Annotated in this window: 28 protein-coding genes; 13 read left to right on the forward strand and 15 right to left on the reverse strand. The window is 66.6% G+C overall.

Annotated elements, in window-relative coordinates; all coding sequences use genetic code 11:
• The first annotated feature begins 27 nt into the window (after positions 1–27).
• Positions 28–429: a group III truncated hemoglobin gene (locus FIU66_RS11855; RefSeq protein ID WP_167622959.1), complete on the forward strand. Its 402-nt coding sequence runs from the start codon at positions 28–30 to the stop codon at positions 427–429.
• On the opposite strand, the gene FIU66_RS11860 is transcribed toward FIU66_RS11855, so the two are convergent.
• The 5 genes from FIU66_RS11860 to FIU66_RS11880 form a co-directional block, all read right to left on the reverse strand.
• The gene (locus FIU66_RS11860) at positions 426–1,073 is read right to left on the reverse strand and encodes a trimeric intracellular cation channel family protein (protein ID WP_167622960.1); all 648 of its coding nucleotides are present in this window, start codon (positions 1,071–1,073) and stop codon (positions 426–428) included. The genes FIU66_RS11855 and FIU66_RS11860 overlap by 4 nt on opposite strands.
• Complete coding sequence (rnhA, locus tag FIU66_RS11865; RefSeq protein WP_167622961.1) at positions 1,070–1,537, reverse strand: ribonuclease HI; 468 nt, start codon at positions 1,535–1,537, stop codon at positions 1,070–1,072. The genes FIU66_RS11860 and rnhA overlap by 4 nt, the downstream gene beginning before the upstream one ends.
• Positions 1,530–2,138 (reverse strand): glutathione S-transferase family protein, encoded by a 609-nt coding sequence (locus FIU66_RS11870; protein ID WP_240544683.1) that lies wholly within the window; start codon positions 2,136–2,138, stop codon positions 1,530–1,532. The genes rnhA and FIU66_RS11870 overlap by 8 nt, the downstream gene beginning before the upstream one ends.
• Positions 2,139–2,199: 61 nt before the next feature.
• Positions 2,200–3,156 carry a 4-hydroxy-3-methylbut-2-enyl diphosphate reductase gene (gene ispH / locus FIU66_RS11875; RefSeq protein WP_167622962.1) on the reverse strand — a complete coding sequence of 319 codons (957 nt, stop codon included), beginning with the start codon at positions 3,154–3,156 and terminating at the stop codon, positions 2,200–2,202.
• Positions 3,157–3,203: 47 nt separating this feature from the next.
• A complete protein-coding gene (locus tag FIU66_RS11880; protein ID WP_167622963.1) occupies positions 3,204–4,637 on the reverse strand; it encodes a cobyric acid synthase in 1,434 nt (477 codons plus the stop codon).
• A 72-nt stretch (positions 4,638–4,709) separates the two neighbouring features.
• Between FIU66_RS11880 and secG the strand changes: the two genes are divergently transcribed.
• Together secG and FIU66_RS11890 are read left to right on the forward strand one after the other, a co-directional pair.
• Positions 4,710–5,273, forward strand: a complete 564-nt coding sequence (gene secG, locus FIU66_RS11885; protein ID WP_167622964.1) for a preprotein translocase subunit SecG — start codon at positions 4,710–4,712, stop codon at positions 5,271–5,273.
• A gap of 163 nt (positions 5,274–5,436) precedes the next feature.
• Positions 5,437–7,080, forward strand: coding sequence for a CTP synthase (locus FIU66_RS11890; RefSeq protein ID WP_167622965.1), 1,644 nt, complete (start codon positions 5,437–5,439; stop codon positions 7,078–7,080).
• Between the two features lie 37 nt (positions 7,081–7,117).
• On the opposite strand, the gene FIU66_RS11895 is transcribed toward FIU66_RS11890, so the two are convergent.
• Positions 7,118–7,672: an NYN domain-containing protein gene (locus FIU66_RS11895; RefSeq protein WP_167622966.1), complete on the reverse strand. Its 555-nt coding sequence runs from the start codon at positions 7,670–7,672 to the stop codon at positions 7,118–7,120.
• Between the two features lie 95 nt (positions 7,673–7,767).
• On the opposite strand from FIU66_RS11895, the gene folK reads away from it, so the two are divergent.
• From folK to FIU66_RS11920, 5 genes are all read left to right on the forward strand, one after another.
• Entirely contained in the window at positions 7,768–8,367 is a 600-nt protein-coding gene (gene folK, locus FIU66_RS11900) for a 2-amino-4-hydroxy-6-hydroxymethyldihydropteridine diphosphokinase (protein ID WP_167622967.1), read from the forward strand.
• Between the two features lie 71 nt (positions 8,368–8,438).
• A complete protein-coding gene (gene rpoZ / locus FIU66_RS11905; protein ID WP_167622968.1) occupies positions 8,439–8,792 on the forward strand; it encodes a DNA-directed RNA polymerase subunit omega in 354 nt (117 codons plus the stop codon).
• A 30-nt stretch (positions 8,793–8,822) separates the two neighbouring features.
• A complete protein-coding gene (locus FIU66_RS11910) occupies positions 8,823–10,937 on the forward strand; it encodes a bifunctional (p)ppGpp synthetase/guanosine-3',5'-bis(diphosphate) 3'-pyrophosphohydrolase (protein WP_167622969.1) in 2,115 nt (704 codons plus the stop codon).
• Positions 10,938–10,970: 33 nt separating this feature from the next.
• The gene (locus FIU66_RS11915; protein WP_167622970.1) at positions 10,971–11,609 is read left to right on the forward strand and encodes a DUF2062 domain-containing protein; all 639 of its coding nucleotides are present in this window, start codon (positions 10,971–10,973) and stop codon (positions 11,607–11,609) included.
• Positions 11,610–11,704: 95 nt separating this feature from the next.
• Positions 11,705–13,045 carry an esterase-like activity of phytase family protein gene (locus FIU66_RS11920; RefSeq protein ID WP_167622971.1) on the forward strand — a complete coding sequence of 447 codons (1,341 nt, stop codon included), beginning with the start codon at positions 11,705–11,707 and terminating at the stop codon, positions 13,043–13,045.
• Positions 13,046–13,111: 66 nt separating this feature from the next.
• On the opposite strand, the gene FIU66_RS11925 is transcribed toward FIU66_RS11920, so the two are convergent.
• Positions 13,112–14,467, reverse strand: coding sequence for a trehalose-6-phosphate synthase (locus FIU66_RS11925; RefSeq protein ID WP_167622972.1), 1,356 nt, complete (start codon positions 14,465–14,467; stop codon positions 13,112–13,114).
• Positions 14,467–15,213 (reverse strand): trehalose-phosphatase, encoded by a 747-nt coding sequence (gene otsB, locus FIU66_RS11930; protein WP_167622973.1) that lies wholly within the window; start codon positions 15,211–15,213, stop codon positions 14,467–14,469. The genes FIU66_RS11925 and otsB overlap by 1 nt, the downstream gene beginning before the upstream one ends.
• A gap of 141 nt (positions 15,214–15,354) precedes the next feature.
• On the opposite strand from otsB, the gene FIU66_RS11935 reads away from it, so the two are divergent.
• From FIU66_RS11935 to msrA, 3 genes are all read left to right on the forward strand, one after another.
• A complete protein-coding gene (locus FIU66_RS11935) occupies positions 15,355–16,320 on the forward strand; it encodes a nitronate monooxygenase family protein (protein WP_167622974.1) in 966 nt (321 codons plus the stop codon).
• 62 nt (positions 16,321–16,382) lie between these two features.
• Positions 16,383–16,829 carry a peptide-methionine (R)-S-oxide reductase MsrB gene (gene msrB, locus FIU66_RS11940; protein WP_167622975.1) on the forward strand — a complete coding sequence of 149 codons (447 nt, stop codon included), beginning with the start codon at positions 16,383–16,385 and terminating at the stop codon, positions 16,827–16,829.
• Positions 16,826–17,335 carry a peptide-methionine (S)-S-oxide reductase MsrA gene (msrA, locus tag FIU66_RS11945; protein WP_167622976.1) on the forward strand — a complete coding sequence of 170 codons (510 nt, stop codon included), beginning with the start codon at positions 16,826–16,828 and terminating at the stop codon, positions 17,333–17,335. Before msrB ends, msrA begins: the two co-directional genes overlap by 4 nt.
• A 9-nt stretch (positions 17,336–17,344) precedes the next feature.
• Here the strand turns inward: msrA and FIU66_RS11950 are convergent, their stop codons facing one another.
• Complete coding sequence (locus FIU66_RS11950) at positions 17,345–17,875, reverse strand: YqgE/AlgH family protein (RefSeq protein WP_229849289.1); 531 nt, start codon at positions 17,873–17,875, stop codon at positions 17,345–17,347.
• 195 nt (positions 17,876–18,070) lie between these two features.
• Between FIU66_RS11950 and FIU66_RS11955 the strand changes: the two genes are divergently transcribed.
• Entirely contained in the window at positions 18,071–18,844 is a 774-nt protein-coding gene (locus tag FIU66_RS11955; protein ID WP_167622978.1) for a protein-disulfide reductase DsbD domain-containing protein, read from the forward strand.
• Here FIU66_RS11955 and FIU66_RS11960 read toward each other — a convergent pair.
• From FIU66_RS11960 to FIU66_RS11970, 3 genes are all read right to left on the reverse strand, one after another.
• A complete protein-coding gene (locus tag FIU66_RS11960) occupies positions 18,841–19,587 on the reverse strand; it encodes a uracil-DNA glycosylase family protein (RefSeq protein ID WP_167623497.1) in 747 nt (248 codons plus the stop codon). The two genes, FIU66_RS11955 and FIU66_RS11960, sit on opposite strands and share 4 nt — an antisense overlap.
• 78 nt (positions 19,588–19,665) lie before the next feature.
• Positions 19,666–20,370, reverse strand: coding sequence for a response regulator (locus FIU66_RS11965; RefSeq protein WP_167622979.1), 705 nt, complete (start codon positions 20,368–20,370; stop codon positions 19,666–19,668).
• A gap of 9 nt (positions 20,371–20,379) precedes the next feature.
• A complete protein-coding gene (locus FIU66_RS11970; protein WP_229849274.1) occupies positions 20,380–20,892 on the reverse strand; it encodes a MarR family winged helix-turn-helix transcriptional regulator in 513 nt (170 codons plus the stop codon).
• 155 nt (positions 20,893–21,047) lie between these two features.
• Between FIU66_RS11970 and FIU66_RS11975 the strand changes: the two genes are divergently transcribed.
• A complete protein-coding gene (locus FIU66_RS11975; RefSeq protein WP_167623499.1) occupies positions 21,048–21,917 on the forward strand; it encodes a branched-chain amino acid aminotransferase in 870 nt (289 codons plus the stop codon).
• A 109-nt stretch (positions 21,918–22,026) separates the two neighbouring features.
• Here the strand turns inward: FIU66_RS11975 and FIU66_RS11980 are convergent, their stop codons facing one another.
• The 3 genes from FIU66_RS11980 to hpf all read right to left on the reverse strand — a co-directional run bounded on the left by FIU66_RS11980 (position 22,027) and on the right by hpf (position 23,401).
• On the reverse strand, positions 22,027–22,215 hold the full coding sequence (locus tag FIU66_RS11980; RefSeq protein WP_167622980.1) for a hypothetical protein: 189 nt from the start codon (positions 22,213–22,215) through the stop codon (positions 22,027–22,029).
• A gap of 63 nt (positions 22,216–22,278) precedes the next feature.
• Positions 22,279–22,740 (reverse strand): PTS sugar transporter subunit IIA, encoded by a 462-nt coding sequence (locus FIU66_RS11985; RefSeq protein ID WP_167622981.1) that lies wholly within the window; start codon positions 22,738–22,740, stop codon positions 22,279–22,281.
• A gap of 85 nt (positions 22,741–22,825) precedes the next feature.
• Complete coding sequence (gene hpf, locus FIU66_RS11990) at positions 22,826–23,401, reverse strand: ribosome hibernation-promoting factor, HPF/YfiA family (protein WP_167622982.1); 576 nt, start codon at positions 23,399–23,401, stop codon at positions 22,826–22,828.
• Positions 23,402–23,502 lie beyond the last annotated feature (101 nt).

The raw sequence follows: 23,502 nt of genomic DNA on the forward strand, positions 1-23,502 counted from the left end.
GACGGATCAACCAACGGACCCGCCGCCATGATCCCGCCCCGCTTCGACGTCACCCCCGACCAGATCGACCGCGTCGTTGCCGTCTTCTACGGCGCCGTCCGCCGGCACGAGGTGCTGGGCCCGGTCTTTGCAGGCCACGTCACCGACTGGCCCGCGCATGAGGCAAAAATTGCCGCCTTCTGGCGCAACGCGATCCTTTACGAACGCAGCTATGACGGCAATCCGATGCGCGTCCACATGCAGGCGGGCGACGTGCGGGCGAACCACTTCCCCGTCTGGCTGGCGCTGTTCGACGAAACCCTGCGCCGCACCCTGCCCTTGGACGCCGCCCGCGCCTGGTCGGCCCTGGCCCACCGGATCGGCGCCGGTTTGCGCATGGGGGTCGAGGATACCCGCATCCGCCGCGACGCACCGCCCGTCCTGCGCTAGCGGTTGTTCTTGTCGGCCCTGGGCGGACGCGCGCGATAGGTCGGCAGGCTCCACCCCAGCAGCAGGCTGCCTGCGCGCAAGGCCATGACCACAAGACCGCAAAAGATCAGCGCCACGGGCCGGGGCATCCCCACCCCGATCAGCACCACGGCCGCGACTGCCCCGCCGAAGGCCGCGGTGACATACAACTCGCCCTGCTTCAGCACCATCGGCAACTCATTGCCCACCACGTCGCGGATCAGCCCGCCGAAGGTGCCGGTGACCACGCCCATCGCCACAACGACCACCGGACTGACCCCCGCCTGCAGCGCGATCCCCGCGCCTGCCGGCACGGCCACCGACAGGGCAAAGGCGTCCAGCCAGACGATCAGGCGATAGCGGCTTTCGAACAGATGCGCAGTAAAGAACACCAGCACGGCGGCGCCCGAGGTCAGCAGGATCAGTTCCGGCTGCCCCACCCAGAAGATCGCGTCGCGGTTCAAGATCAGGTCGCGCACGGTGCCCCCGCCAATCCCGGTCAGGGTGGCGAAGAAGATGAAGCCCACCAGATCCAACTGCGCCCGGCTGGCCACCAAGGCGCCCGTCAGCGCAAAGACCAGCACCGCCGCATAATCCAGCAGCGGAACCAGAAGGCCAGGCGTCACCCCGCCACCTTCGCGGGCTTGAAGGGCGCCATGCCGCCCCGCGCCAGTTCGTCGGCCCGTTCGTTTTCGGGATGGCCCGCATGGCCCTTGATCCAGGCCCAGGTGACGGTGTGGCGGCGCTGCGCCTCGTCCAGGCGCTGCCACAGTTCGGCGTTCTTGACGGGCTTGCGGTCGGCGGTTTTCCAGCCGTTGCGCTTCCAGCCGTGGATCCACTGGGTCACGCCGTTCTTCACATAGGCGCTGTCGGTGGTGATGGTGATCGCCGACGGCCGCGACAGCGCCTCGAGCGCGGAAATCGCCGCCATCAGTTCCATCCGGTTGTTGGTGGTCAGCGCCTCGCCGCCCGCCAATTCGCGTTCCTTGACGACCGTACCGCCATCCATGGCGCGCATCAGGACACCCCAACCCCCGGGGCCGGGATTGCCGCTGCAGGCGCCGTCGGTCCAGGCGAACAGTTCAGCCATCCAGCCCCACATATCCCGGAAGCGCCGCAACGCGGGCCAGCCAAGCCTTGACGGAGGGAAAGCGCGCCATCTCGAACCCGCCCCGCTCGCCTGCGGTATGGGTATAGGCGTAAAGGCAGACATCGGCCAAAGTCGCCCCGTCGCCCACCAGCCATTCGCGTCCCGTCAGCCGGTCCTCCATGACCTGCAACAGGGCATGGCCGCTGTCCAGCAACGCCGCCAGCCGATCGGGCGTCGCCTGCGCCCGCCGATGAGGATAGGTCAGCAGCGCGGCCCGAACAGCGATCACCCCTTCATGCTGGTTCTGTTCCCAGAACATCCAGGACAGCATCTCGGCCCGTGCGAAGGGATCGGCAGGCACAAAGCCCGTCCCCTCGCCCAGCCAGCACAGGATCGCATTCGACTCGGGCAGCAGCCGCCCGTCGTCCAGCTCCAGCACCGGGGCCTTGCCAAAGGGCAACCGGCCACTGGCCTTGGCCCCCTCCAGGGCCTCGGTCAGATATTCGACGTCGGTGGTCTCGATCGCCCGACCTAGCAGCGCCAGCAGCAGCCGCACCTTGTAGCTGTTGCCCGACGAGGGCATCGAATAAAGCCGCATCATGCCTTCTTCTTCACGCAAATATCCTCGGGGGGTCCGGGGGGCAAAGCGCCCCCCGCGTGCCTCAGGCGGTTTCCCGCAGGACCTTCGGCACCTTGAATTCCACATTCTCCTGCGCGGTCTCGACGATCTCGACCGTCACGTCATAGCGGGCGCGGAAGGCGTCGATCACCTCGTTCACCAGCACCTCGGGGGCGCTTGCCCCTGCGGTGACGCCCACGGCGGTGGCCCCGTCGATGGCGCGCCAGTCGATCTGGTCGGCGCGCATCACAAGCTGCGAATAGGCGCAGCCCGCCGCCCGACCGACCTCGACCAGGCGCTTGGAGTTCGAGGAATTAGGCGCCCCGATCACCAAAAGCGCGTCGATCTTGTGCGCAATCGCCTTGACCGCCGCCTGCCGGTTGGTGGTGGCATAGCAGATGTCCTCCTTGGCCGGACCTGCGATGGCCGGAAACCGCGCCTGCAAGGCCGCCACGATTTCCGCCGTGTCATCGACCGACAGGGTGGTCTGGGTGATGAAGGCCAGCCGTTCGGGATCGCGGGGGGCGATGGTCGCCACATCCTCGATCGTCTCGACCAGGATCACCTCGCCCTCGGGCAGTTGGCCCATCGTGCCCAGCACCTCGGGATGGCCGGCATGGCCGATCATCACCATCTGCAGGCCTTCGGCGTGGTGGCGCGCGGCCTCGTTGTGGACCTTGGTGACCAGCGGGCAGGTCGCGTCCACATGGATCATGTTGCGCCGCCGCGCCTCGGCAGGCACGGCCTTGGGCACGCCATGGGCGGAAAAGACCACCGGGCGGTCGTCGGGCACGTCGTCCAGTTCCTCGACAAAGACCGCGCCCTGGTCGCGCAACCCGTCCACCACGAACTTGTTGTGGACGATCTCGTGACGGACATAGACCGGGGCGCCCCATTTCTGCAGCGCCAGTTCCACGATCTTGATAGCGCGGTCCACGCCCGCGCAAAAGCCGCGCGGGGCGGCAAGATACAGCATCAGGGGGGGCTTTGCGTGTTCCATGCCCCCGAGGTAGCGCGCCGGGGCCGCTTCGTCCAGCGGCAAGCCCGTCACAAACCGGCCAGTGCCAGCAGTCCCGCCACGTCCAGATGGGCCTCGATGTGGTCGGCCAGGTCATCCAGGACCTGATCCACCCCCGCCTCGTATCCAGGCCGCGACGATGCGCCGAACTGCGCCAGCCAGGCGGCGCGGAAGCCGTCGTCGGAAAACAGCCCGTGCAGATAGGTGCCGGCGATCCGCCCGTCGCGGCTGATTGCGCCATCGGGGCCGGGAAGATGGGCGAAGGGTCGCGCGCAGTCCGGGCCGGTGGTGCGGCCCATGTGGATCTCGTATCCCATGACCGCCTGCCCAAGCGCCGTGCCCGCCACGCGCACCAGCCGTTTTTCGGGCGCCATCACCGTTTCCACGTCCAGAAACCCAAGGCCAGCGCCCTCTCCGGCCATTCCGTCGCTACCCAGGGGATCGCGGACCACCCGCCCCAGCATCTGGAAGCCGCCGCACAGGCCCAGCACATGTCCGCCCCGCCGCACATGGGCGGCAAGGTCGATGTCCCAGCCCTGCGCGCGCAGGAAGGTAAGATCCCCCAGCGTCGATTTCGTACCGGGGATCACCACCACGTCGGCATCGCCGGGAATCGCCTGGCCCGGACCCAGCATGGTCAGGCGCACACCGGGTTCCGCCGCCAGCGGATCCAAGTCGTCGAAATTGGCGATCCGCGATAGGCACAGGCAGACCACATGCAGCCCCTGCCCGGCCGAGGCCCGCAGATCCACCGCATCCTCGGACGGCAGGCGGTGCGCGTCCGCGAACCAGGGCAAAACGCCAAAGCCGCACCAGCCGGTCGCCCCCTCGATCATCCGGTAGCCGTCGTCGAACAGCCGCAAATCGCCGCGGAACTTGTTGACCAGGAAACCGCGGATCATCGCGGCGTCTGCCGGATCGATCACCGCCTTCGTGCCCACGATCTGCGCGATCACCCCGCCCCGGTCGATATCGCCTGCCAGCACTACCGGCACGCCCGCCGCACGGGCAAAGCCCATGTTGGCGATGTCGCGGGGGCGCAGGTTCACCTCGGCCGGACTGCCCGCGCCTTCGACGATCAGCAGGTCATGGGCGGCGGAGAGGCGGGCGAAGCTGTCCAGGACGCCGGCCATCAGGCGCGGGCGCAGGGCGGCGTAATCGCACGCCTCGGCGCGCGCGATGGCGCGGCCCTGAAGGACCACCTGCGCGCCGGTATCGGTTTCGGGCTTCAGCAGCACCGGGTTCATGTCGGCCAGCGGGTCCAGCCCGCAGGCGCGGGCCTGGAGCGCCTGCGCCCGGCCGATTTCCCCGCCATCGGCGGTGACGGCGGCATTGTTCGACATGTTCTGCGGCTTGAAGGGCGCGACCGACAGGCCCCGGTTGCGCGCGGCGCGGCACAGGCCCGCCACCAGCAGCGACTTTCCGACATTCGATCCGGTGCCCTGGATCATCAGCGCGGGCATGGGTTTACTCTGCTTGCCAACATCCCCCCGGATGACTAGATAGGCGCGTCCGAAAGCGAAAGGCCGAAAGCCGTGGAAAACGTCGTCCTGACCATCCATCTGATCCTTGCCGTGCTGCTCACCGGCGTGGTGCTGCTGCAACGATCCGAGGGTGGCGGGCTTGGCATGGGCGGCGGCGGTGGCGGCGTGATGACCGGCCGGCAGGCCGCGAATGCCCTGACCCGGCTGACCTGGATCTTCGGCATCGCGCTGTTCGTGACCTCGATCGCGCTGACGATCATCGCCGCGCGGCAGGTGTCGAATAGCTCGATCATGGACCAGCTGGGCGTTCCCGCCGGCCGCCAGGAATCGACGCTGCCGGCAGCACCGGCCTATGTTCCGCCGCCTTCGTCCACCACCGGCGGCGATCCCCTGACCCCGCCCGCGCCCGATGCACCCGTGGCTGACACCGCCGCGCCCGAGGCTGCGGCACCCGCCGTCGAACCCGTGGCCCCGCCCGCAGCGGAGCCCGCAACCCCGGCACCCGCAGCGCCCGCAGCGACGCAGCCTGCCGAACCGCAGGCCACCGCCCCGGCCCAGCCCGAAGCCCCTGCCCCAGCGGCGCCCGCTGCCCCGGCCGAAGCTCCGGCCAACTGAGAACACCACAACTAGGGGCGGGATTTTCCGCCCCCACATCAGCTTGCGGTCCATTGCGGCCACGGGGCGAATCGGCTATATCTCAAGTCCCGTGATGCTGGTCACAGTGTGATCCGCAACCATTCAGAATTTGCGAAATCACGCAGGAATCACGGGGGCCTTCATGGCGCGTTACATCTTCATCACCGGCGGCGTCGTGTCCTCGCTCGGCAAGGGCCTGGCATCGGCGGCACTGGGCGCGCTCTTGCAGGCACGGGGCTTTACCGTGCGGCTGCGCAAGCTGGACCCCTATCTGAACGTCGATCCCGGCACCATGTCGCCCTTCGAGCATGGCGAGGTCTTCGTGACCGACGACGGCGCGGAAACCGACCTGGACCTGGGCCATTACGAACGCTTCACTGGCGTGTCGGCGCGCCGCACCGACAGCGTGTCGTCGGGCCGGATCTATTCCAACGTGCTGGAAAAGGAACGCCGGGGCGAATACCTGGGCAAGACCATCCAGGTGATCCCCCATGTCACCAACGAGATCAAGGACTTCCTTGCCGTCGGCGACACGGAGGTCGATTTCATGCTGTGCGAGATCGGCGGCACGGTCGGCGATATCGAGGGCCTGCCCTTCTTCGAGGCGATCCGCCAGTTCATCCACGAACGCCCGCGCGGCCAGTGCATCCTGATGCACCTGACGCTGCTGCCTTACCTGGCGGCCAGCGGCGAATTGAAGACCAAGCCCACCCAGCACAGCGTCAAGGAACTGCAATCCATCGGCCTGGCCCCCGACGTGCTGGTCTGCCGGTCCGAACACCCGATCCCGGAAAAGGAACGCGCCAAGATCGCGCTGTTCTGCAACGTCCGCCCCGACGCCGTGATCCCCGCCTATGACCTGAAGTCGATCTACGAGGCGCCCTTGGCCTATCACCGCGCGGGCCTGGACCGTGCCGTGCTTGACGCCTTCGCCATCAGCCCCGCCCCGCGTCCGGATCTCTCGAAATGGGAAGACGTGATGGACCGGCTGGACAATGCCGAGGGCCAGGTGAACATCGCCGTGGTCGGGAAATACACCCAGCTTGAGGACGCCTACAAATCCATCGCCGAGGCGCTGACCCATGGCGGCATGGCCAACCGGGTGCGCGTCAAGGCCGACTGGGTGGACAGCGAGAAGCTGGAAGGCGAAGGCGCGCATCTGCTGGACGGATACCACGGCATCATCGTGCCCGGCGGCTTCGGCGAACGCGGGACCGAAGGGATGCTGGCCGCCGCCAAATACGCGCGGGAAAAGAAGGTGCCCTATCTGGGCATCTGCCTGGGAATGCAGATGGCCGTAATCGAGGCCGCACGGAACCTGGCCGGAATGCCCGATGCGGGTTCCGAGGAGTTCGATCACGAGGCCGGCAAGACGCGCTTTACCCCGGTGGTCTATCACCTCAAGGAATGGGTGCAGGGCAATTACACCGTGCAACGCAAGGTGACCGACGACAAGGGCGGCACCATGCGTCTTGGCGCCTATACCGCCATCCTGGCGCCCGATTCGAAGATCAGCGAAGTCTATGGCGGCGCCACGGAAATCGAGGACCGCCATCGCCACCGCTACGAGGTGGACGCCACCTATCGCGAAGCGCTTGAACAGGCTGGCCTGTGCTTTTCGGGCATGTCGCCCGATGGAAAGTTGCCCGAGGTGATCGAATATCCCGACCATCCCTGGTTCATCGGCGTCCAGTCCCACCCCGAACTGAAGTCGAAACCCTTCGAACCCGCCCCCCTGTTCGCGGGCTTCGTGCGCGCCGCGATGGAGGAAGGCCGGCTGGTTTGATCCGGTTGCCCGGCCCCAGGCGGGGCCGGGCCTTGGCTTACCCTTCCGACGCCGTCTGCTGTTCGCGCGGGGGCCTGCCCACGATGTCGCGCAGTGCATCCAGCTCGATGAAGTTGTCGGCCTGGCGGCGCAGGTCGTCCGCGATCATCGGCGGCTGGCTGCGGATGGTGGACACCACGGACACGCGGACCCCTTGGCGCTGCAACGCCTCGATCAGCGGCTTGAAGTCGCCGTCGCCGGAAAACAGCACGGCATGGTCCAGGCGGGGCGCAAGCTGCATGGCATCGATCGTCAGTTCGATGTCCATGTTGCCCTTGACCTTACGGCGGCCCATCGTGTCGGTGTATTCCTTGGCAGCCTTGGTCACCACGCAATAGCCGTTGTAGTGAAGCCAGTCGACCAGCGGACGGATCGGGGAATAATCCTCGCCCTCCATAAGGGCGGTATAGTAATAAGCGCGCATCAGCTTGCCGCGACGGTCGAATTCCTGCCGCAGCAGCTTGTAGTCGATGTCGAAGCCCAAGGCCTTGGCCGAGGCGTAAAGATTGGCTCCGTCGATGAAGATCGCCAGGCGATCATCCTTGTAAAACATATCACTTGCCTTCAATGGGACTGCGGGTTCCGGCAGGGGCACGCAGCCTTGCACACGCGTCGGAGACGCAAGACTTCATAAAACGAACGGGTGCCATGGAAAACTTGTCTTTCGGTATCGTTTCCTTGGGGGCGAATCTGCCGTCCGCCGCAGGCGATGCCGTCCACTCCCTTCGCGAAGCCTTGGATATTCTGCATGGTGAACCCGATATTTCAATAGCGGCAATCAGCCGCATCTGGCGGACGCCCGCCGTACCGGCGGGATCCGGCCCGGATTATGCCAATGCGGCGGCCGTGATCCGCACCGCCCTGGCCGCGCGCCATCTGCTGGACCGCCTGCACGGGATCGAGGCGCGCTTTGGCCGCGACCGCAGCACGGGCCGCTGGTCCGCGCGTGTGCTGGATCTGGACCTGATCGCCCTGGACGACCTGATCCTGCCCGACGCGGCCGCCCTGCGCCGCTGGATCGGGCTGGACCCGGCCAGCCAGCAGACCACCGCCCCCGATCACCTGATCCTGCCCCATCCCCGGATGCAGGATCGCGGCTTCGTGCTGGCCCCCTTGGCGGAAATCGCGCCGGGCTGGCGCCACCCCTTGACGGACCGGACGGTGTCGCAGATGCTGGCGGCGCTTGGCCCCGACGGCCTGTCGGGAATGACACCGCTGCCCTCTGGGGGCGGGCTGTCCCATCCTTGACATTTTCAGCCTTGGCGTTCACAACCTCGGTTTCGCCCCGGAACTCTGATTCGCAACTGCACAGGTGAGACATGGCCCGCGTAACGGTTGAAGACTGCGTCGACAAAGTCCCGAACCGCTTTGATCTGGTGATGCTGGCCTCGCATCGCGCCCGTGAGATTACCGCGGGCAGCCCGCCCACGGTCGATCGCGACAACGACAAGAACCCGGTCGTCGCCCTGCGCGAGATCGCCGAGGAAACGCAGCCCGTTGACGACCTGCGCGAACGGATGATCGAATCGACCCAAACCCAGATCGAAGTCGATGAGCCGGAAGAAGACGCCATGGCCCTGCTGCTGGGCGCCGAGGTGGATCGTCCCAAGCCCGTCGACGAGGAATCCGAGGAGCGGATGCTGCGCATGATGCTGGAAGCGAACCAGCGTTAAGGCCACGGGAACAGGGGTCTTCGGCCAAGAATGATCGACGTCGAAGACCTTATCGCGCTTGTCCGCAACTACAACCCGCGCAGCAATGCCGGCCTGATCCGCGACGCCTATGAATACGGGATGCGGATGCACGAAGGCCAGTTCCGCCATTCGGGCGAGCCTTACTTTACCCATCCCATCGCCGTCGCTGCCATCCTGACGGAAATGCGGCTGGACGACGCGACCATCGTCACCGCGCTTCTGCATGACACGGTCGAGGATACCCGGTCCACCAAGCAGGACCTGACCACGGCATTCGGGGCCGAGATCGCCGACCTGGTCGATGGCGTCACCAAGCTGACCAACCTGGAACTGTCCTCGGCGCAGTCCAAGCAGGCCGAGAACTTCCGCAAGCTGTTCATGGCCATGTCGCGCGACCTGCGCGTGATCCTGGTCAAGCTGGCCGACCGGCTGCACAACATGCGCACCATCCGGTCCATGCGCCCCGAAAAGCAGGTCAAGAAGGCCCGCGAGACGATGGATATCTATGCGCCCCTGGCCGGTCGCATGGGGATGCAGTGGATGCGCGAGGAACTGGAAGACCTCGCCTTCAAGGTCATCAACCCCGAAGCGCGCAATTCCATCATCCGCCGCTTCGTCAGCCTGCAGAAGGACAGCGGCGACATCATCGGCCAGATCACGGCCGATATCCGGATGGAGCTGGAGCGCCAGGGGATCGAGGCCGATGTCTTCGGCCGCGCCAAGAAGCCCTTTTCGGTCTGGCGCAAGATGCAGGAAAAGCAGTTGGCGTTCTCGCGGCTGTCCGATATCTACGGTTTTCGCATCATCACGCGGACGGACATGGACTGCTATCGTGCGCTTGGGGTGATCCACCAACGCTGGCGCGCCGTTCCCGGCCGGTTCAAGGACTATATCAGCCAGCCCAAGTCCAACGGCTATCGGTCGATCCACACGACCGTCTCGGGCCGCGACGGCAAGCGGGTCGAGGTGCAGATCCGCACCCGGCAGATGCACGAGGTGGCCGAGGCAGGCGTCGCCGCCCATTGGGCCTATCGCGACGGCGTCCGCACCAAGAACCCCTTCGCCGTCGATCCCGCCGAATGGATCGACAGCCTGACCGACCGGCTCGAGGGCGAGGACCACAACGAGTTCCTGGAAGCCGTCAAGCTGGAGATGTACCAGGACCAGGTGTTCTGCTTCACGCCGCGCGGCGACGTGATCCAGTTGCCCAAGGGGGCGACGCCCATCGACTTCGCCTACGCGATCCACACCCGCCTGGGCAATTCCTGCGTGGGCGCCAAGGTGGACGGGATCCGCGTGCCCTTGTGGACGCGGCTGAAGAACGGCCAGTCGGTCGACATCATCGCCGCGTCGGGACAGCGCCCGCAATCGACCTGGCTGGACATCGTCGCCACCGGCCGCGCCAAGTCCGCGATCCGCCGGTCCCTGCGCGAGGAAGACCGCGACCGCTTCATCCGCCTGGGTCGCGAACTGGTCCGCGTCAGCTTCGAACATGTCGGCCGCAAGGTGACCGACAAGGCGCTGCGCACCGCCGCCAAGCAGATGGGCCTGGCCGATGGAGACGAGTTGCTGGCCCGGATCGGAAGCGCGGAAAACTCGGCCAAGGAGGTGCTGCAGGTCCTTTACCCCGACCTGGCCGCCCACCAGGACGAGATCGACGGCACCCGCCCCTTCGCGGGGGTCGAGGCCGATGCCGACTTCAAGCGCGCGCCCTGCTGCCGCCCGCTGCCCGGCGAAAGGATCGTCGGCATCACCTATCGCGGCAAGGGCGTGGTGATCCATGCCATCGACTGCCCGGTGCTTGCGGAATACGAGGACAGCCCCGACCGCTGGGTGGATGTCCAGTGGCGTTCGGGCCGGCATCCGGCGGCCTATTCGACGATGCTCTCGCTGACGATCCGCCACGACGCGGGCGTGCTGGGCCGCATCTGCAGCCTGATCGGGGCGCAGGGGGCCAACATCTCGAACCTTGAATTCATGGACCGCAAGCCCGACTTCTACCGCATCGAGGTCGAAATCGAGCTGCGGGACCAGGAACACCTGCACAACCTGCTGACGGCGCTCGAGGCGGAAAGCGACGTCGCGCAGGTTGCTCGCATCCGCGACATCGCAAAGAAGCCCTGAACGGGCATCGCCTGGGCAAGGGGGATCAGGACCGTGTTCAAGCGCAGCAAGCCGCGCACATACGGACAACTGGCAAGCGAGTTTCTTTATCCGCCGGGCGGATTCCGCCGGTCCACGACCTATCTGTGGTATCGCCTGCGCCGCCTGCCCGACCAGCCCCACCGCATTGCCCGCGGCATGGCGGCCGGCGTCTTCCTGTCCTTCACGCCCCTCCACGGCTTTCACTTCATCGTCGCGGCGCTTGTTTCGCTGGCGATCCGGGGCAATGTCCTGGCGGCCTTCGTGGGCACCTTCGCGGGCAATCCGCTGACCACGCCCTTCATCGCGCTTGGCGCGGTGGGCCTGGGGCGGACGATCCTGGGAATGCCGGGCGACATGTCGCCCCAGGTGATCTTTCGCGAATTCGCCCATGCCACGGCGGAAACCTGGCACAACATCATGTCGGCCGTCGGCCCCGGCCCGACCAGTTGGAGCGGCCTTTCCGAGTTCTGGCACGAGATCTTCCTTCCCTATGCAGCCGGGGGCGCGGTCCTGGGCGGGATCGCTGCGGTGGCGACCTATCACCTGACGATCCCGCTTGTGCGCCGCTATCACCGGCGCAAGTCCCAGGCCATGGCCGCGCGCATCGCCAAGGTTCGCGCTCAGTCGGCCGGCGGGCAGGGCAAATCCTGAGGCAGCTTCACCGTTCTGCCATATCCCCGCTGCATGGCTGACATCTTTCCTGCCTAGTGGTCCGGCTTCGTAGAATGACGAAGGACCACCGGACCATGCGCCTGACCCTTGCCCTGCTTGCCTGCACCGCCGCCGCCCCTGCCCTGGCCCAGGAACGTTTTCCCGCGACGCTTGCGGGCCATGCCAGCCTTCCCGCCTTCAGCATGGTCGTGCCCCCCGCCGATGCGCCGCGCGATCTGTGGGTGTCGGGCAAGTTTACCGGCAAGGCCCGCAACGAGGTGCCGATGTCGGTCGAGGGCGATGTCGGTCCTGCCTATGGCGGCCACAAGACCGGCATCTCGCTGCCCTTCATCGGCCAGCCGGTCCAGGGCATGTCGGGCCTGGCGATGAACCGGGACCAGGACGGGTCATGGTTCGCGCTGACCGACAACGGCTTCGGCAGCAAGGCCAACAGCCCTGATGCGATGCTGTTCTTTCACCGGATGCAGCCCGACTTCGGTACCGGCCGCGTGGCGCGGCTGGAAACCGTGTTCCTGCGCGATCCCGACCGCAAGGTGCCATTCCGCATCGCCAACGAGGCAACCGACAGCCGCTATCTGACCGGTGCGGATTTCGACCCTGAAAGCATCCAGGCCCAGGGTGACGAGATCTGGATCGGCGACGAGTTCGGTCCTTTTGTCCTGCGCGTGGCCCGGGACGGGCGGGTGCTGTCGGTGCATCAAACCATGCTGGACGGCACGCCGCTGGCGGGGCCCGACACGCCGGGCACCGTGGTTCCCGCGCAGCCGGGCGTGGATTTCCAGGCGCAGCGGTCAGGCGGATACGAGGGAATGGCCCTGCAGCCCGGCACGGGCCTTCTGTGGGCGATGCTTGAAAAGCCGCTGCTGGGCGCTGACGGCCAGCCGGAAGGCCGCTTCCTGCGGGTGATGACCTTTGATACCGCCGCGGGCGACTGGACGGGCGACAGCTTCCGGTTCCGACTGTCGGACGGGGCGACGGCGATCGGCGACTTCAACTTCATCGACGAAACCCGCGCCCTGGTGATCGAGCGGGACAATGGCGAAGGCAATGCCGCGCTTGCCTGCGCCGAGGGGGCCGCCGACCAAGGCGCCTGCTATCCGCAGCCCGCCCGCGTCAAGAACGTGGTGCTGGTCGACACCGCAAACCGCGACGACGAAGGCTTCATCCGCCGCATCGGCCATGTCGACCTGCTGGACATCGCCGATCCCGATGGAAAGGCACCCGAAGGGATGGCGACCGATGGCCGGTTCACCTTCCCCTTCTTCACCATCGAGAACGTGGCCCGCGTCGATGACACCCATATCCTGGTTGCCAATGACAACAACCTGCCCTTCTCGGGCGGGCGGGAGATCGGCAAGGCTGCGGATAACGAGTTCATCCTGCTGTCCGTGCCGGAACTTCTGGCGGCACGCTGAGGTCGGAAGGCGGGGGACTTCACGTCCCCCGCGCCCCCTGTGGGATATTTGCCCCAAGATGAACGGTCAGCGTCCTGCCCGGTCCAAGGCGTCAAGATAGGCGGCGGACCACCAGCCGACATCCTGTTCGACAACGCCGCGCAGAAGGGCCGCATGGCGTTCCTGCCGTTCTTCCAGCGGCATGGCGATGGCCTGCTGCATGGCCTGGGCCAGTTCCCCAGGGTCGTGGGGGTTGATGATCAGCGCCTCGGGCATCTGTTCGGCCGCGCCGGCGAAGCGGGACAGGATCAGCACGCCCGGATCGGCGGGATCCTGGGCCGCGACATATTCCTTGGCCACAAGGTTCATCCCATCCGCCAGGGGTGTCACGAGGCCGACCCTCGACTGCCGGTAGAGCCCTGCCAGTTCGTCGCGGGGGATCGGGCGGTGGATGAAGCGGATGGGCGTCCAGTTGACGGTCGCGAACTGGCCGTTGACGCGGCCTGCCAGATGCTCGGTTTCCTCGCGGATCTGCTGGTAGGCATCGACGGATTCGCGTGTGGGCGGGGCGATCTGCAGCAGCATCACCTTTTCCGTCAGCGACGGGTCGTTTTCCAGAAGATACTGGAACGCCCGGAACCGCTGCGGGATGCCCTTGGAATAATCAAGCCGGTCCACGCCGATCATCGACTGCGACCCGGTCAAGGTCCGCATCCGGTCTTCCTGGCGCGCGCCCCGGGCCAGGGCAATGAAGGCCTGGGCATCGATCCCTATGGGAAAGACACCGGCCCGAATGCTGCGGCCCGCGATGCGGAACTCGGTATCGGAAAGCTGTTCCATGTCGGTCAGCGTGCGGGCGCTTGTGGCGAAATGGTCAAGGTCGCGCTGCGCCTGGAATCCCACCAGGTCATAATGGGACAGCCATTCGAACAACTCGTCCGGGTTGGGCAGGGTGGCGCAGTCGGTGGGGCCAGGAAAGGGGATATGCAGGAAATGCCCGATCAGCCCCTTGACCCCCAACTTGCGCAATTCCTGCGCCAGGGGGAAGAGTTGGTAGTCCTGGACCCAGATCCGGTCGTCGGGGCGCAGATGCGGGACGACCAGCCGGGCGATGCGTTCGTTCACCCGGCGGTATCCTTCCAGATATTCCGGCAGGATCCGCATCAGGTCGGCGCGACCGTGGCAGACAGGCCACAGGACCGAATTGGAATAGCCCAGGTAATAATCGTCGTGATCCTGCGGGGTCAGGTCGAAGGACGCCCGCCCGAAAGCCGCGCCCTCGTGGTATGTCAGGTCGTCCGAAGGATCCTCGACGGTGTCGCCGGAAAAGCCGATCCACAACCCGCCCGAGCTGCGCAGGGCATCTTCAAGCGCGACGACCAGTCCGCCGGATGGGCTGTCGCCCAGGGGAATGCGGTTCGATATGGCAACAAGGCGCGACATCAGCCCAACCTTTCCAAGGCGTCGTCCAGCCAGCGGGCAAGGGCCGCGGGATCTGCCAGCCGCATCTGTGCGACAGTGTCGCCTTCACCGATCTTGATGCCCTGCCCGCCCAAGGCCTGGGCGCGGGCCATTGCCGCCTCGTCCGTCAGGTCGTCGCCGGCATAGACGGGAACGCGTCCCGAAAAGGGCGCCATGGCCATCAGCCGGTCAAGCGCACCGTCCTTGCCCGTGCCTGCGGGCCGCAGTTCGACCGCCATCTTGGCCGGCTGCAACACCATGCCCGGATGCGTGTCGGCAAGCTGCTGCATCACATCCTCGACCATCTGGCGGAGAGAGGGATCGGCCCGATAATGCAGCGCGACACCATGCGGCTTGCGCTCGACCAGAATGGCGGGATGCGCAGCCACCGCGCGGGCCGCAGATCCGTGCAGTTCTGCAACATCCAGATCGATGCCATGCGTCTTCTGGATCCGCTGGCTGTCGAGGGACAGTTCGGCACCGTGGCTGCCCGCGACTGCGCCCGGAAAATCAGGCAGGAAGGCCCGCAGGTCGGCGACGTCGCGGCCCGAGATCAGCGCGACCGCCCCGCCAAGCCTGTCATGCAGGCGCGCAAGCCTGCCGGGCAGGCCGGGCGGGATCACGACGGCATCGGGCCTGGGGGCGATGTCCACCAGGCATCCGTCGAAGTCCAGGAACAGGGCGGATCCGGCTGTCAGGACGGGGGCATTCCGGGCAAGCGGCTGCATCGGCGCGCATTCTCCTTTGCAACGGGTCCGATACCAACCCTTGGGATCGCGATCGGTTCACCACCGCGTGAGTTTTTCCGTCGCGTCAGTGTTGCCCGATCCCGACCCGCAGGACATCCTGCCCGAAATTCCGGAGGAACCATGCTGCCCCCCATCCTATCCGCCTTGCGCATTCCCGTTGTCGCCTCGCCCATGTTCATCGTCTCGGGACCGGAACTGGTGATCGCCCAGTGCAAGGCGGGCATCGTCGGCAGCTTCCCCGCCCTGAACGCGCGCGAGCAGGACGGAGAGCCGCCGCTGCTGGACGCCTGGCTGACCCGGATCGCCGAGGAACTGGACCGCCACAACCAGGCCAATCCCGACCATCCCGCCGCGCCATTCGCGGTGAACCAGATCGTCCATCGCAGCAATGCCCGGCTGGAACGCGACATCGAGATCTGCCACCGCCACCGCGTGCCGATCTGGATCACCAGCCTGGGCGCGCGGGTCGAGGTGAACCAGGCCGCCCATGACTGCGGCGGCATCGCGCTGCATGACGTGATCAACAACGTCTTCGCGCGCAAAGCCGTCGAGAAGGGCGCCGACGGGCTGATCGCGGTCGCAGCCGGCGCGGGCGGCCATGCGGGTCCGCTGTCACCCTTTGCGCTGATCCAGGAAATTCGCGAATGGTTCGACGGCCCGCTGCTGCTGTCGGGTGCCATCGCCACCGGGCGGGCCGTGCTGGCCGCGCAGGCCATGGGGGCCGATCTGGCCTATATCGGCAGCCCCTTCATCGCCACGACGGAGGCGAACGCCCAGCCCGACTACAAGCGGATGATCGTGGAAAGCGGGGCGATGGACATCGTCACCTCGTCGCTGTTCACGGGCGTGTCGGGGAACTACCTCGCCCCGTCGATCCGCGCGGCGGGGATGGATCCCGACAATCTGGAAGGGGCCGATCCCTCGGCGATGAACTTTGGCAGCAATGCGGCCAAGGCCAAGGCTTGGAGCCAGATCTGGGGGTCGGGCCAGGGCATCGGCGCGGTGCGCGACATCGTGCCCGCCGCCACCCGCATCGACCGTCTGGCCCGCGAATACGCGGCGGCCAAGGCCGCGATCTGCGGCTGAACCTTTGCGGACCGGGCCTTCGTTCCCATATGAGGGCTACGAAGGACCAGCGGAGGACAAGCATGGCCTATGAGAAGACTGCCGACGCCCTGGCGCGGCTGACGCCCGAGCAGTACCGCGTCACGCAGGAAAACGGCACCGAGCGCGCCTTTACGGGCGAATACGACCATCATTTCGAACCCGGCATCTATGTGGACGTGGTTTCGGGCGAGCCGCTGTTCGCATCGTCCACGAAATACAATTCCGGCTGCGGCTGGCCCGCCTTCACAAAGCCCATCGAAGGCAACGTGACCGAACACCGCGACCTGTCGCATGGCATGGTCCGGGTCGAGGTCCGGTCCAAGCATGGCGACAGCCATCTGGGCCATGTCTTCCCCGACGGCCCGCGCGAGGCGGGCGGGCTGCGCTATTGCATCAACTCGGCCGCGCTGCGCTTCGTGCCCCGCGACCGGATGGAAGCCGAGGGATACGGCGCCTACCTGTCCCAGGTCGAGGAGGCGGCACGATGAGCGAACGGGCGGTTCTTGCAGGCGGCTGCTTCTGGGGGATGCAGGATCTGATCCGCCGCCTGCCCGGCGTCGTCACGACGCGGGTGGGCTATACGGGCGATGATTTCCCGAATGCCACCTATCGCAACCACGGCAACCATGCCGAAGGGATCGAGATCATGTTCGATCCCGGCATCATCACCTATCGCCGCCTGCTGGAGGTGTTCTTCCAGATCCACGATCCCACCACGCCGAACCGGCAGGGCAACGACATCGGCCCCAGCTATCGTTCGGCCATCTATTACGTGGACGAAGAGCAGAAGCGCGTGGCCGAGGAGACGATCGAGGATGTCAACGCCTCGGGCCTGTGGCCGGGCAAGGTCGTCACCGAAGTCGAGCCGGTGGGCGAGTTCTGGGAAGCCGAGCCCGAGCATCAGGATTACCTGGAACGCTTTCCCAACGGCTATACCTGCCACTTCCCGCGCCCGAACTGGGTGCTGCCGAAAGCGCCCCGCACGGTCCAGTAGGTCAGGGCATCAGGCGTGGCCCGCCGCTGCCGACAGCAGCGACGGGTCGATGCCCTGGGCGCGCAGCGCAGTCTGCCACTTGTCGGAATGGGCGGTGCTGAAGATCAGTTCCTCGGCGCCGTCGCCGGTCAGCCAGCCGTTCTGCAGCATCTCGTCTTCCAATTGGCCCGGCCCCCATCCGGCATAGCCCAGCGCCAGAACCGCCGAGGCGGGTCCATGCCCGTTTGCCAGTTCCTCGAGAATGTCGCGGGTGGTCGTCATCGCCAGCGTGCGCCCGATCCGCAGCCGGCCTTCCGGGTCGTTGCCATGTTCGGGGACATTGTGCAGGACAAAGCCCCGCCCCGGCTCGACCGGGCCGCCGAAGCGCACCTCGATAGGGCGGGCCGAACCGTCGCTGTCGATGCCAAGCTGTTCCAGCAGGTCGCCGAAGTCGATTTCGGGCAGGGGGCGGTTCAGGACCAGGCCCATCGCGCCTTCATCGGTATGGGCGCAGATCAGCACGACCGAGCGTTCGAACCGAGGATCGGCCATGCCCGGCATCGCGATCAGGATCTTCCCGGTCAGGTTGGTTTCCCCCGCATGGGCGAACGGAATGCCGCCGGATTGGCTGCCATGGATGTCGGAACTGCTCATCTGTTCTCCTTCCCCTTCAAGATCGGCCCTGGCCGCCAGGGATGCAAGTCCTGCGCGGAATTGTGACTTCATCCGGCCCGCGCCAGCCGCTATCGCTGGATCATGATCCGATCCGTCCTGCCCTTCGCCTGCCTTTGCCTGGCCGCGGCGCCCTTGGCCGCCGAGACCCCGACCCCGGGCCTGGCCGATGCGCGCATCCTGCCTGGCTGGACCCAGTCGGACGGAAGCCGCATGGGCGCCATCGAGTTCCAGCTTGAGCCGGGCTGGAAGACCTATTGGCGCAATCCGGGCGACAGCGGCCTGCCGCCAGACTTCGACTGGACAGGCTCGGGCAATCTTGCGGGGCTCACGCTGCACTGGCCCGCACCCGAGGCCATCCCGTCTGGCGATGGCATGGCGCTTGGCTATCACGGCCGTCTGGTTCTTCCCTTCACCGCGCAACCCGCCGATCCCGCTCGCCCGGTCGATCTGGCGGTCCGCGTGGATTTCGGCCTATGCAAGGACGTCTGCGTGCCGGCCCATGTCGCGCTGACGGCAGGGCCGGTTGGGCAAGGGCCGGACCCCGCGATCTTGGCTGCGATGGATCAGGTGCCGCGTCCCGCCCCCGACCGCCCGGCCTGCAGGCTGGAGCCGATCAGCGACGGGATCCGGGTCACCGCCACCCTGCCCCGCACGGCGGCACTGGCGGCGATGGAACTGGCCGATACCGAAGTCTGGATCTCGACCACCGAGATCGCGACCGAGGCCGGGCGCACGGTCCTGACGGCCGATTTCGTCCCGCCCCAGGCAGAGCCCTTCGACCTTCCGCAGGACAGGCTGGTCTTCACGGTGATGGCCGAGGAGGGCGCGGTCGAGATGCGGGGCTGCGCGGGCTAGGCCTGCCCGTCCAGACGCGCAGCCAGCGACAGAAGGTCGGCCCAGGCTTCGCGCTTGGCGGGCGGGTTTCGCAGCAGATAGGCCGGGTGCGCCATGGGCAGGGCGGGACGGCCGAAGGCCTGGGTCCAGGTGCCGCGCAGGCGCAGGATGCCGCGCCGGCCGATCGCCGCATCGCAGGCGATGTTGCCCATCAGCACGATCACGTCCGGGGCCGCAAGTTCGATATGGCGGCGGACGAAGGGCAGGCTGACGGCGATCTCATCCGGCTGCGGGTCGCGGTTGCCGGGCGGGCGCCAGGTCAGGACATTGGTGATATACAGCGCCCGTTCCGCATCGACGGATTGGCGCGACAGGCCGATGGCATCGAACATGCGGTCCAGCAATTGCCCTGCGCGGCCCACGAAGGGGCGGCCCTGCCGGTCCTCCTCGTCGCCCGGAGCCTCGCCCAGGATCAGGACGCGGGCGGCGGGGTTGCCGTCGGCAAAGCAGAAATTGCGCGCGCCCTTCTTCAACTCGATCCCGTCAAAGCGTTCCTGCGCGGCGGCAAGCGCATTCAGCGTATCGGCTTGCGCCGCCAGGGCCTCGGCCTGGGCCACGCGTCCGGGCAGGTCGTCGTCATCCGCCGTCAGGGTCAAGGCGGGCGCGGCAGGGGGCGTCATCGCGATGGGCGGCGGCGGGGGCGGGGCGGCAGGGACCTGGAAGCGGTCCGCGGGCACGTCGCCCATCGCCTCGTCCACGCCCATCTCGGCCTGCCATTCCAGCAGCGCCAAGGCCGTCTCGGCGTCCAGTTCGATCCCCTGATAGGTCAGCCGGTCCACGGGTCAGTCCACGACCAGCATATAGCCCGTGCCCCGCACGGTCTGCAAAAAGCGCGGCTCTCGGGGGTCGGGCTCGATCTTGCGGCGCAGGCGGGTGATCTGCACGTCGATGGCGCGTTCGCTGTTCTCGGCCTCGTCGCCGGTGCCGCGGCCCAGGTCGTCGATCAGGTCGGCCCGGCTGACGGGTTCGCCCTTGCTGGCGGCAAGGCGGCGCAGCAGCGCCTGTTCGGTGCCGGTCAGGCGCAGGTGGTTCTCGCCCTGCCACAATTCGCCCTTGTCGATGTCGTATCGCAGCGCGCCCAGCGTCAGGAACTTGGGCTGGCGAACCTCGGGCGCGGGGATGCGGCGCAGGATGGCGCTGATGCGCAGTAGCAGCTCGCGCGGCTCGAAGGGCTTTGCCAGATAATCGTCGGCGCCCACCTCCAGCCCGGTGATCCGGTCCTCGGTCTCGCCCCGCGCGGTCAGCAGCAGGATGGGCGTGGTCAGCGTCTCGCGCAGGGACCGGGTCAGGGCAAAGCCGTCCTCGCCGGGCATCATCACGTCCAGCACGATCATGTCGAAGTCCAGCCCCGCCAGCAGCCGCCGGGCTTGGGCCGCGTCGCGGGCCAGCGTCACCAGGAAGCCGTTCTTGCGCAGGAATCGTCCCAGCAGCGCACGGATGCGTTCATCGTCGTCGACGATCAGCAGATGGGCGTCGGTCTGGCTCATGGCGGGCCTTTATTCGGGCAGATCCTTCATCGACTGATACTGCGCCCGCGTCTCGGGGTCCATCATCGCTTCCAGCACCTGCCGGAAGCCCGCCACCGCCTGCGGCCCGGCGGCGCGATAGGCTTGGCGCATCCGCGCCCGCTGCGCCTCGGACAGGCGGCGTTCCAGCGCCGTGCCGTCCTCGGTCAGGAACAGATGACGTTCGCGCCGGTCGCGGCGGCCGACGCGGCTTTCGACCAGCCCGTCCTCGATCAGGGTGCGCAGCACGCGGTTCAGCGATTGCTTTGTCACCCCCAGCACGGCCAGCAGCGACGTCACCGTCAGCCCCGGATTGCGATGGATGAAATGCAGCGCCCGGTGATGGGCGCGGCCATAGTCCATGTCGGCCAGGATCAGGTCGGGATCGGCCGTAAAGGCCCGATAGGCAAAGAACATCGCCTCGATCCCGCGACGCAGCTTCTCGTCCGTCAGGAACAGCAGATCATCGCCCATCATGCTGTGAACGCGAAGCGTCTCGACCATGGTCCGTCCTTTCCCAATGCCGCCCTGATAGGGCAGTCTTGTTGACTTTCCAAGATTCGATTGCTAGGCGTCAAGGGCTTCGCGCAACAAAAGGGCCGATACCGGGCGGACCCGCGCAAGATCCGCAAAATCCCGGACTGGTTTTGGAGAGAATGATGACGGGCGCATATGACGATCGCGACGGCAAGATCTGGATGGACGGCGAACTGGTCGATTGGCGCGACGCGAATGTACATATCCTGACCCACGCCCTGCATTATGCAAGCTCGGTCTTCGAGGGCGAGCGGTGCTATGACGGCAAGATCTTCAAGGGCCACGAACACTCGCTGCGGCTGATCGAATCGGCCCGCCTGCTGGACATGGAATCCCCCTATTCCGCCGAGGACATCGACGCGGCCAAGGAGGCCGTGCTGAAGGCCAACGGGCTGACCAACGCCTATGTCCGCGCGGTGATGTGGCGCGGCTCGGGCCCCGACATGGGCGTGTCGGCGGCGCGCAATCCGGTTCGCATGGCAGTCGCCGTCTGGGAATGGGGCAGCTATTACGGCGACGCCAAATGGCAGGGGGCGAAGCTGGACGTGGCCAAGTGGAAGCGTCCGTCCCCCGAAACCATCCCGACCGCCGCCAAGGCCGCGGGCCTTTACATGATCTGCACCATGTCCAAGCACGCGGCCGAGGCCAAGGGATGTTCGGACGCGCTGTTCATGGACTGGGAAGGCTATGTAGCCGAGGCGACCGGCGCCAACATCTTCTTTATCAAGGACGGAGAGGTCCACACTCCCCTGGCCGACCGCTTCCTGAACGGGATCACGCGCCAGACGATCATCCAGATGCTCAAGGACAACGGCACCACCGTCCACGAACGCCGCATCCTTCCCGAGGAACTGGAAGGCTTCCAGGAATGCTTCCTGACCGGCACCGCAGCCGAGGTCACCCCGGTGGGCCAGATCGGCGACTGGCACTTCCAGGTGGGCCAGACAACCCGCAAGGTCGCCGAGGATTACGAACGGCTGGTGCGGGCCTGAACCGCGTTCCCCTGCTTCAACCGAAAAGGCTGCCCTTGTCGGGCAGCCTTTTGCCTTATCCGGCTGGACGCGGAGGCTGCCGGGCGCCCGGCGGCACCGTCCTTTTCCGCTAGCTCAACCGGCCACGCTCGATGCGCGCATATTCCACGGCCTTCCGGTTTGTCTCGCCCCGCGTCTGGGGACGCGACCACAGCGCCACGACGGCAGGATGGATACCCGATTCCCGCTCGTGCCGGGTGAACTCGCGCAAGCGGATCATGTCCTTCTCGTGAGGGATGTCCCTGACAGGCTTGGTCATCTTCGGCCTCCTGGAAAGATGGAAGCCCCTGTATAGGACCGAATCGGTCCAATTCAAAACGATTCAGGCGGCCTTCACGCCCTGGGCCGCCAGAACGGCGTGCAGCGCCACCGGATCGTCATTGGCCCGCAGCTTGGCGCGCAGGTCGGTGTCGCGAAGGGTTCGGGACACAAGCGCAAGCGCCTTGAGGTGGTCGACGCCGCTGGTCTCGGGCGCCAGCAGGCCGAAGATCAGGTCGACGGGCTGGCGGTCCACGGCGTCGAAATCCAGCGGCTTGTCCAGGCGGACGAACAGGCCAACCACCCGGTCCAGCCCGTGCAGCCGCGCATGGGGCAGCGCGACGCCCTGTCCCACGCCCGTGGGCCCCAGGCTTTCGCGTTCCTGCAGCGCATCCAGAACCTCGGTCGCGTTCAGCCCGTATTCGGCATGGGCCAGTTCCGCAAGCTCCTGGAACAGGCGCTTCTTCGAGGTGCATTGTCCCAGGGACCGGACGGCGCCGGGTTTCAGGATTTCGGTCAACTGCATCGCTTGCGTCTTTCCCAAGGCTCAAGCGCCCCCGCGCAGGATGCCGGGGGCGCGTCAACTCTTTCGTCAGGCGTCCTGCGCGGCGTCAACCATTGCCGCGCGGGTCAATCCAGCCCACATTGCCGTCTTCACGGCGGTGGACGACATTGACGCCCCCGTGTTTCTCGTTGCGGAACACCAGAAGCGGCGTGCCCGACAACTCCATCTGCATCACCGCATCTCCAACCGACAGGGTCGGCACGCGGGTCTCCATCTCGGCGATGATGATCGGTTGCAGGCCGCTGTCCTGCGATTCCCATTCATCCTCGTCGGCGGCCAGCACATACATGCCCGCCTGCCCGAATTCAACCGGCTCGGACCTGTCCTTGTGATGGTCCTTCAGGCGGCGCTTGTAGCGGCGAAGCTGCTTGTCCATCTTCTCGCGGCAGGCCTCGAAGGCAGCATAGATCTCGGTGGCGCTGCCACGGGCCGTCACGTTCAGCCCGGTGGACAGGTGCACCACGGCGTCGCACAGGAACTGGTGGGCATCCTTCGAGAAGGTCACCGTGGCATCCGTGGGGCGCTGCGAATACTTGTCGATCGTTCCGCCCAGTTCCGTCTTCACATGCGTCGAAAGCGCATCGCCGATGTCGATCTGTTTTCCGCTGATGGTATAGCGCATCGTCATTCCTCTCGGTTGCCCGTTACCGTATGCGCCGGCCCGTCTGCCGGCACAGGGCGGAAACGGGGGTGGCGGGATACGGTTCCTGCCGCACCCGCATG

The sequence above is a fragment of the Paracoccus sp. AK26 genome, assembly GCF_011801365.1.
Taxonomy (GTDB): domain Bacteria; phylum Pseudomonadota; class Alphaproteobacteria; order Rhodobacterales; family Rhodobacteraceae; genus Paracoccus; species Paracoccus aerius.

Bases quoted from the DNA above. Each gene is read 5' to 3' on its own strand.
- FIU66_RS11890 (WP_167622965.1), top strand. From the start codon at position 5,437: ATGGCGCGTTACATCTTCATCACCGGCGGCGTCGTGTCCTCGCTCGGC.
- rpoZ (WP_167622968.1), top strand. From the start codon at position 8,439: ATGGCCCGCGTAACGGTTGAAGACTGCGTCGACAAAGTCCCGAACCGC.
- msrA (WP_167622976.1), top strand. From the start codon at position 16,826: ATGAGCGAACGGGCGGTTCTTGCAGGCGGCTGCTTCTGGGGGATGCAG.
- FIU66_RS11985 (WP_167622981.1), bottom strand. From the start codon at position 22,740: ATGCAGTTGACCGAAATCCTGAAACCCGGCGCCGTCCGGTCCCTGGGA.
- FIU66_RS11980 (WP_167622980.1), bottom strand. From the start codon at position 22,215: ATGACCAAGCCTGTCAGGGACATCCCTCACGAGAAGGACATGATCCGC.
- otsB (WP_167622973.1), bottom strand. From the start codon at position 15,213: ATGCAGCCGCTTGCCCGGAATGCCCCCGTCCTGACAGCCGGATCCGCC.
- folK (WP_167622967.1), top strand. From the start codon at position 7,768: ATGGAAAACTTGTCTTTCGGTATCGTTTCCTTGGGGGCGAATCTGCCG.
- FIU66_RS11960 (WP_167623497.1), bottom strand. From the start codon at position 19,587: ATGGGCGTGGACGAGGCGATGGGCGACGTGCCCGCGGACCGCTTCCAG.
- FIU66_RS11970 (WP_229849274.1), bottom strand. From the start codon at position 20,892: ATGGTCGAGACGCTTCGCGTTCACAGCATGATGGGCGATGATCTGCTG.
- FIU66_RS11955 (WP_167622978.1), top strand. From the start codon at position 18,071: ATGATCCGATCCGTCCTGCCCTTCGCCTGCCTTTGCCTGGCCGCGGCG.
- FIU66_RS11925 (WP_167622972.1), bottom strand. From the start codon at position 14,467: ATGTCGCGCCTTGTTGCCATATCGAACCGCATTCCCCTGGGCGACAGC.
- FIU66_RS11965 (WP_167622979.1), bottom strand. From the start codon at position 20,370: ATGAGCCAGACCGACGCCCATCTGCTGATCGTCGACGACGATGAACGC.
- FIU66_RS11855 (WP_167622959.1), top strand. From the start codon at position 28: ATGATCCCGCCCCGCTTCGACGTCACCCCCGACCAGATCGACCGCGTC.
- FIU66_RS11870 (WP_240544683.1), bottom strand. From the start codon at position 2,138: ATGATGCGGCTTTATTCGATGCCCTCGTCGGGCAACAGCTACAAGGTG.
- FIU66_RS11880 (WP_167622963.1), bottom strand. From the start codon at position 4,637: ATGCCCGCGCTGATGATCCAGGGCACCGGATCGAATGTCGGAAAGTCG.
- FIU66_RS11950 (WP_229849289.1), bottom strand. From the start codon at position 17,875: ATGCCGGGCATGGCCGATCCTCGGTTCGAACGCTCGGTCGTGCTGATC.
- FIU66_RS11935 (WP_167622974.1), top strand. From the start codon at position 15,355: ATGCTGCCCCCCATCCTATCCGCCTTGCGCATTCCCGTTGTCGCCTCG.
- rnhA (WP_167622961.1), bottom strand. From the start codon at position 1,537: ATGGCTGAACTGTTCGCCTGGACCGACGGCGCCTGCAGCGGCAATCCC.
- msrB (WP_167622975.1), top strand. From the start codon at position 16,383: ATGGCCTATGAGAAGACTGCCGACGCCCTGGCGCGGCTGACGCCCGAG.
- FIU66_RS11920 (WP_167622971.1), top strand. From the start codon at position 11,705: ATGCGCCTGACCCTTGCCCTGCTTGCCTGCACCGCCGCCGCCCCTGCC.
- FIU66_RS11910 (WP_167622969.1), top strand. From the start codon at position 8,823: ATGATCGACGTCGAAGACCTTATCGCGCTTGTCCGCAACTACAACCCG.
- FIU66_RS11895 (WP_167622966.1), bottom strand. From the start codon at position 7,672: ATGTTTTACAAGGATGATCGCCTGGCGATCTTCATCGACGGAGCCAAT.
- ispH (WP_167622962.1), bottom strand. From the start codon at position 3,156: ATGGAACACGCAAAGCCCCCCCTGATGCTGTATCTTGCCGCCCCGCGC.
- FIU66_RS11975 (WP_167623499.1), top strand. From the start codon at position 21,048: ATGACGGGCGCATATGACGATCGCGACGGCAAGATCTGGATGGACGGC.
- hpf (WP_167622982.1), bottom strand. From the start codon at position 23,401: ATGCGCTATACCATCAGCGGAAAACAGATCGACATCGGCGATGCGCTT.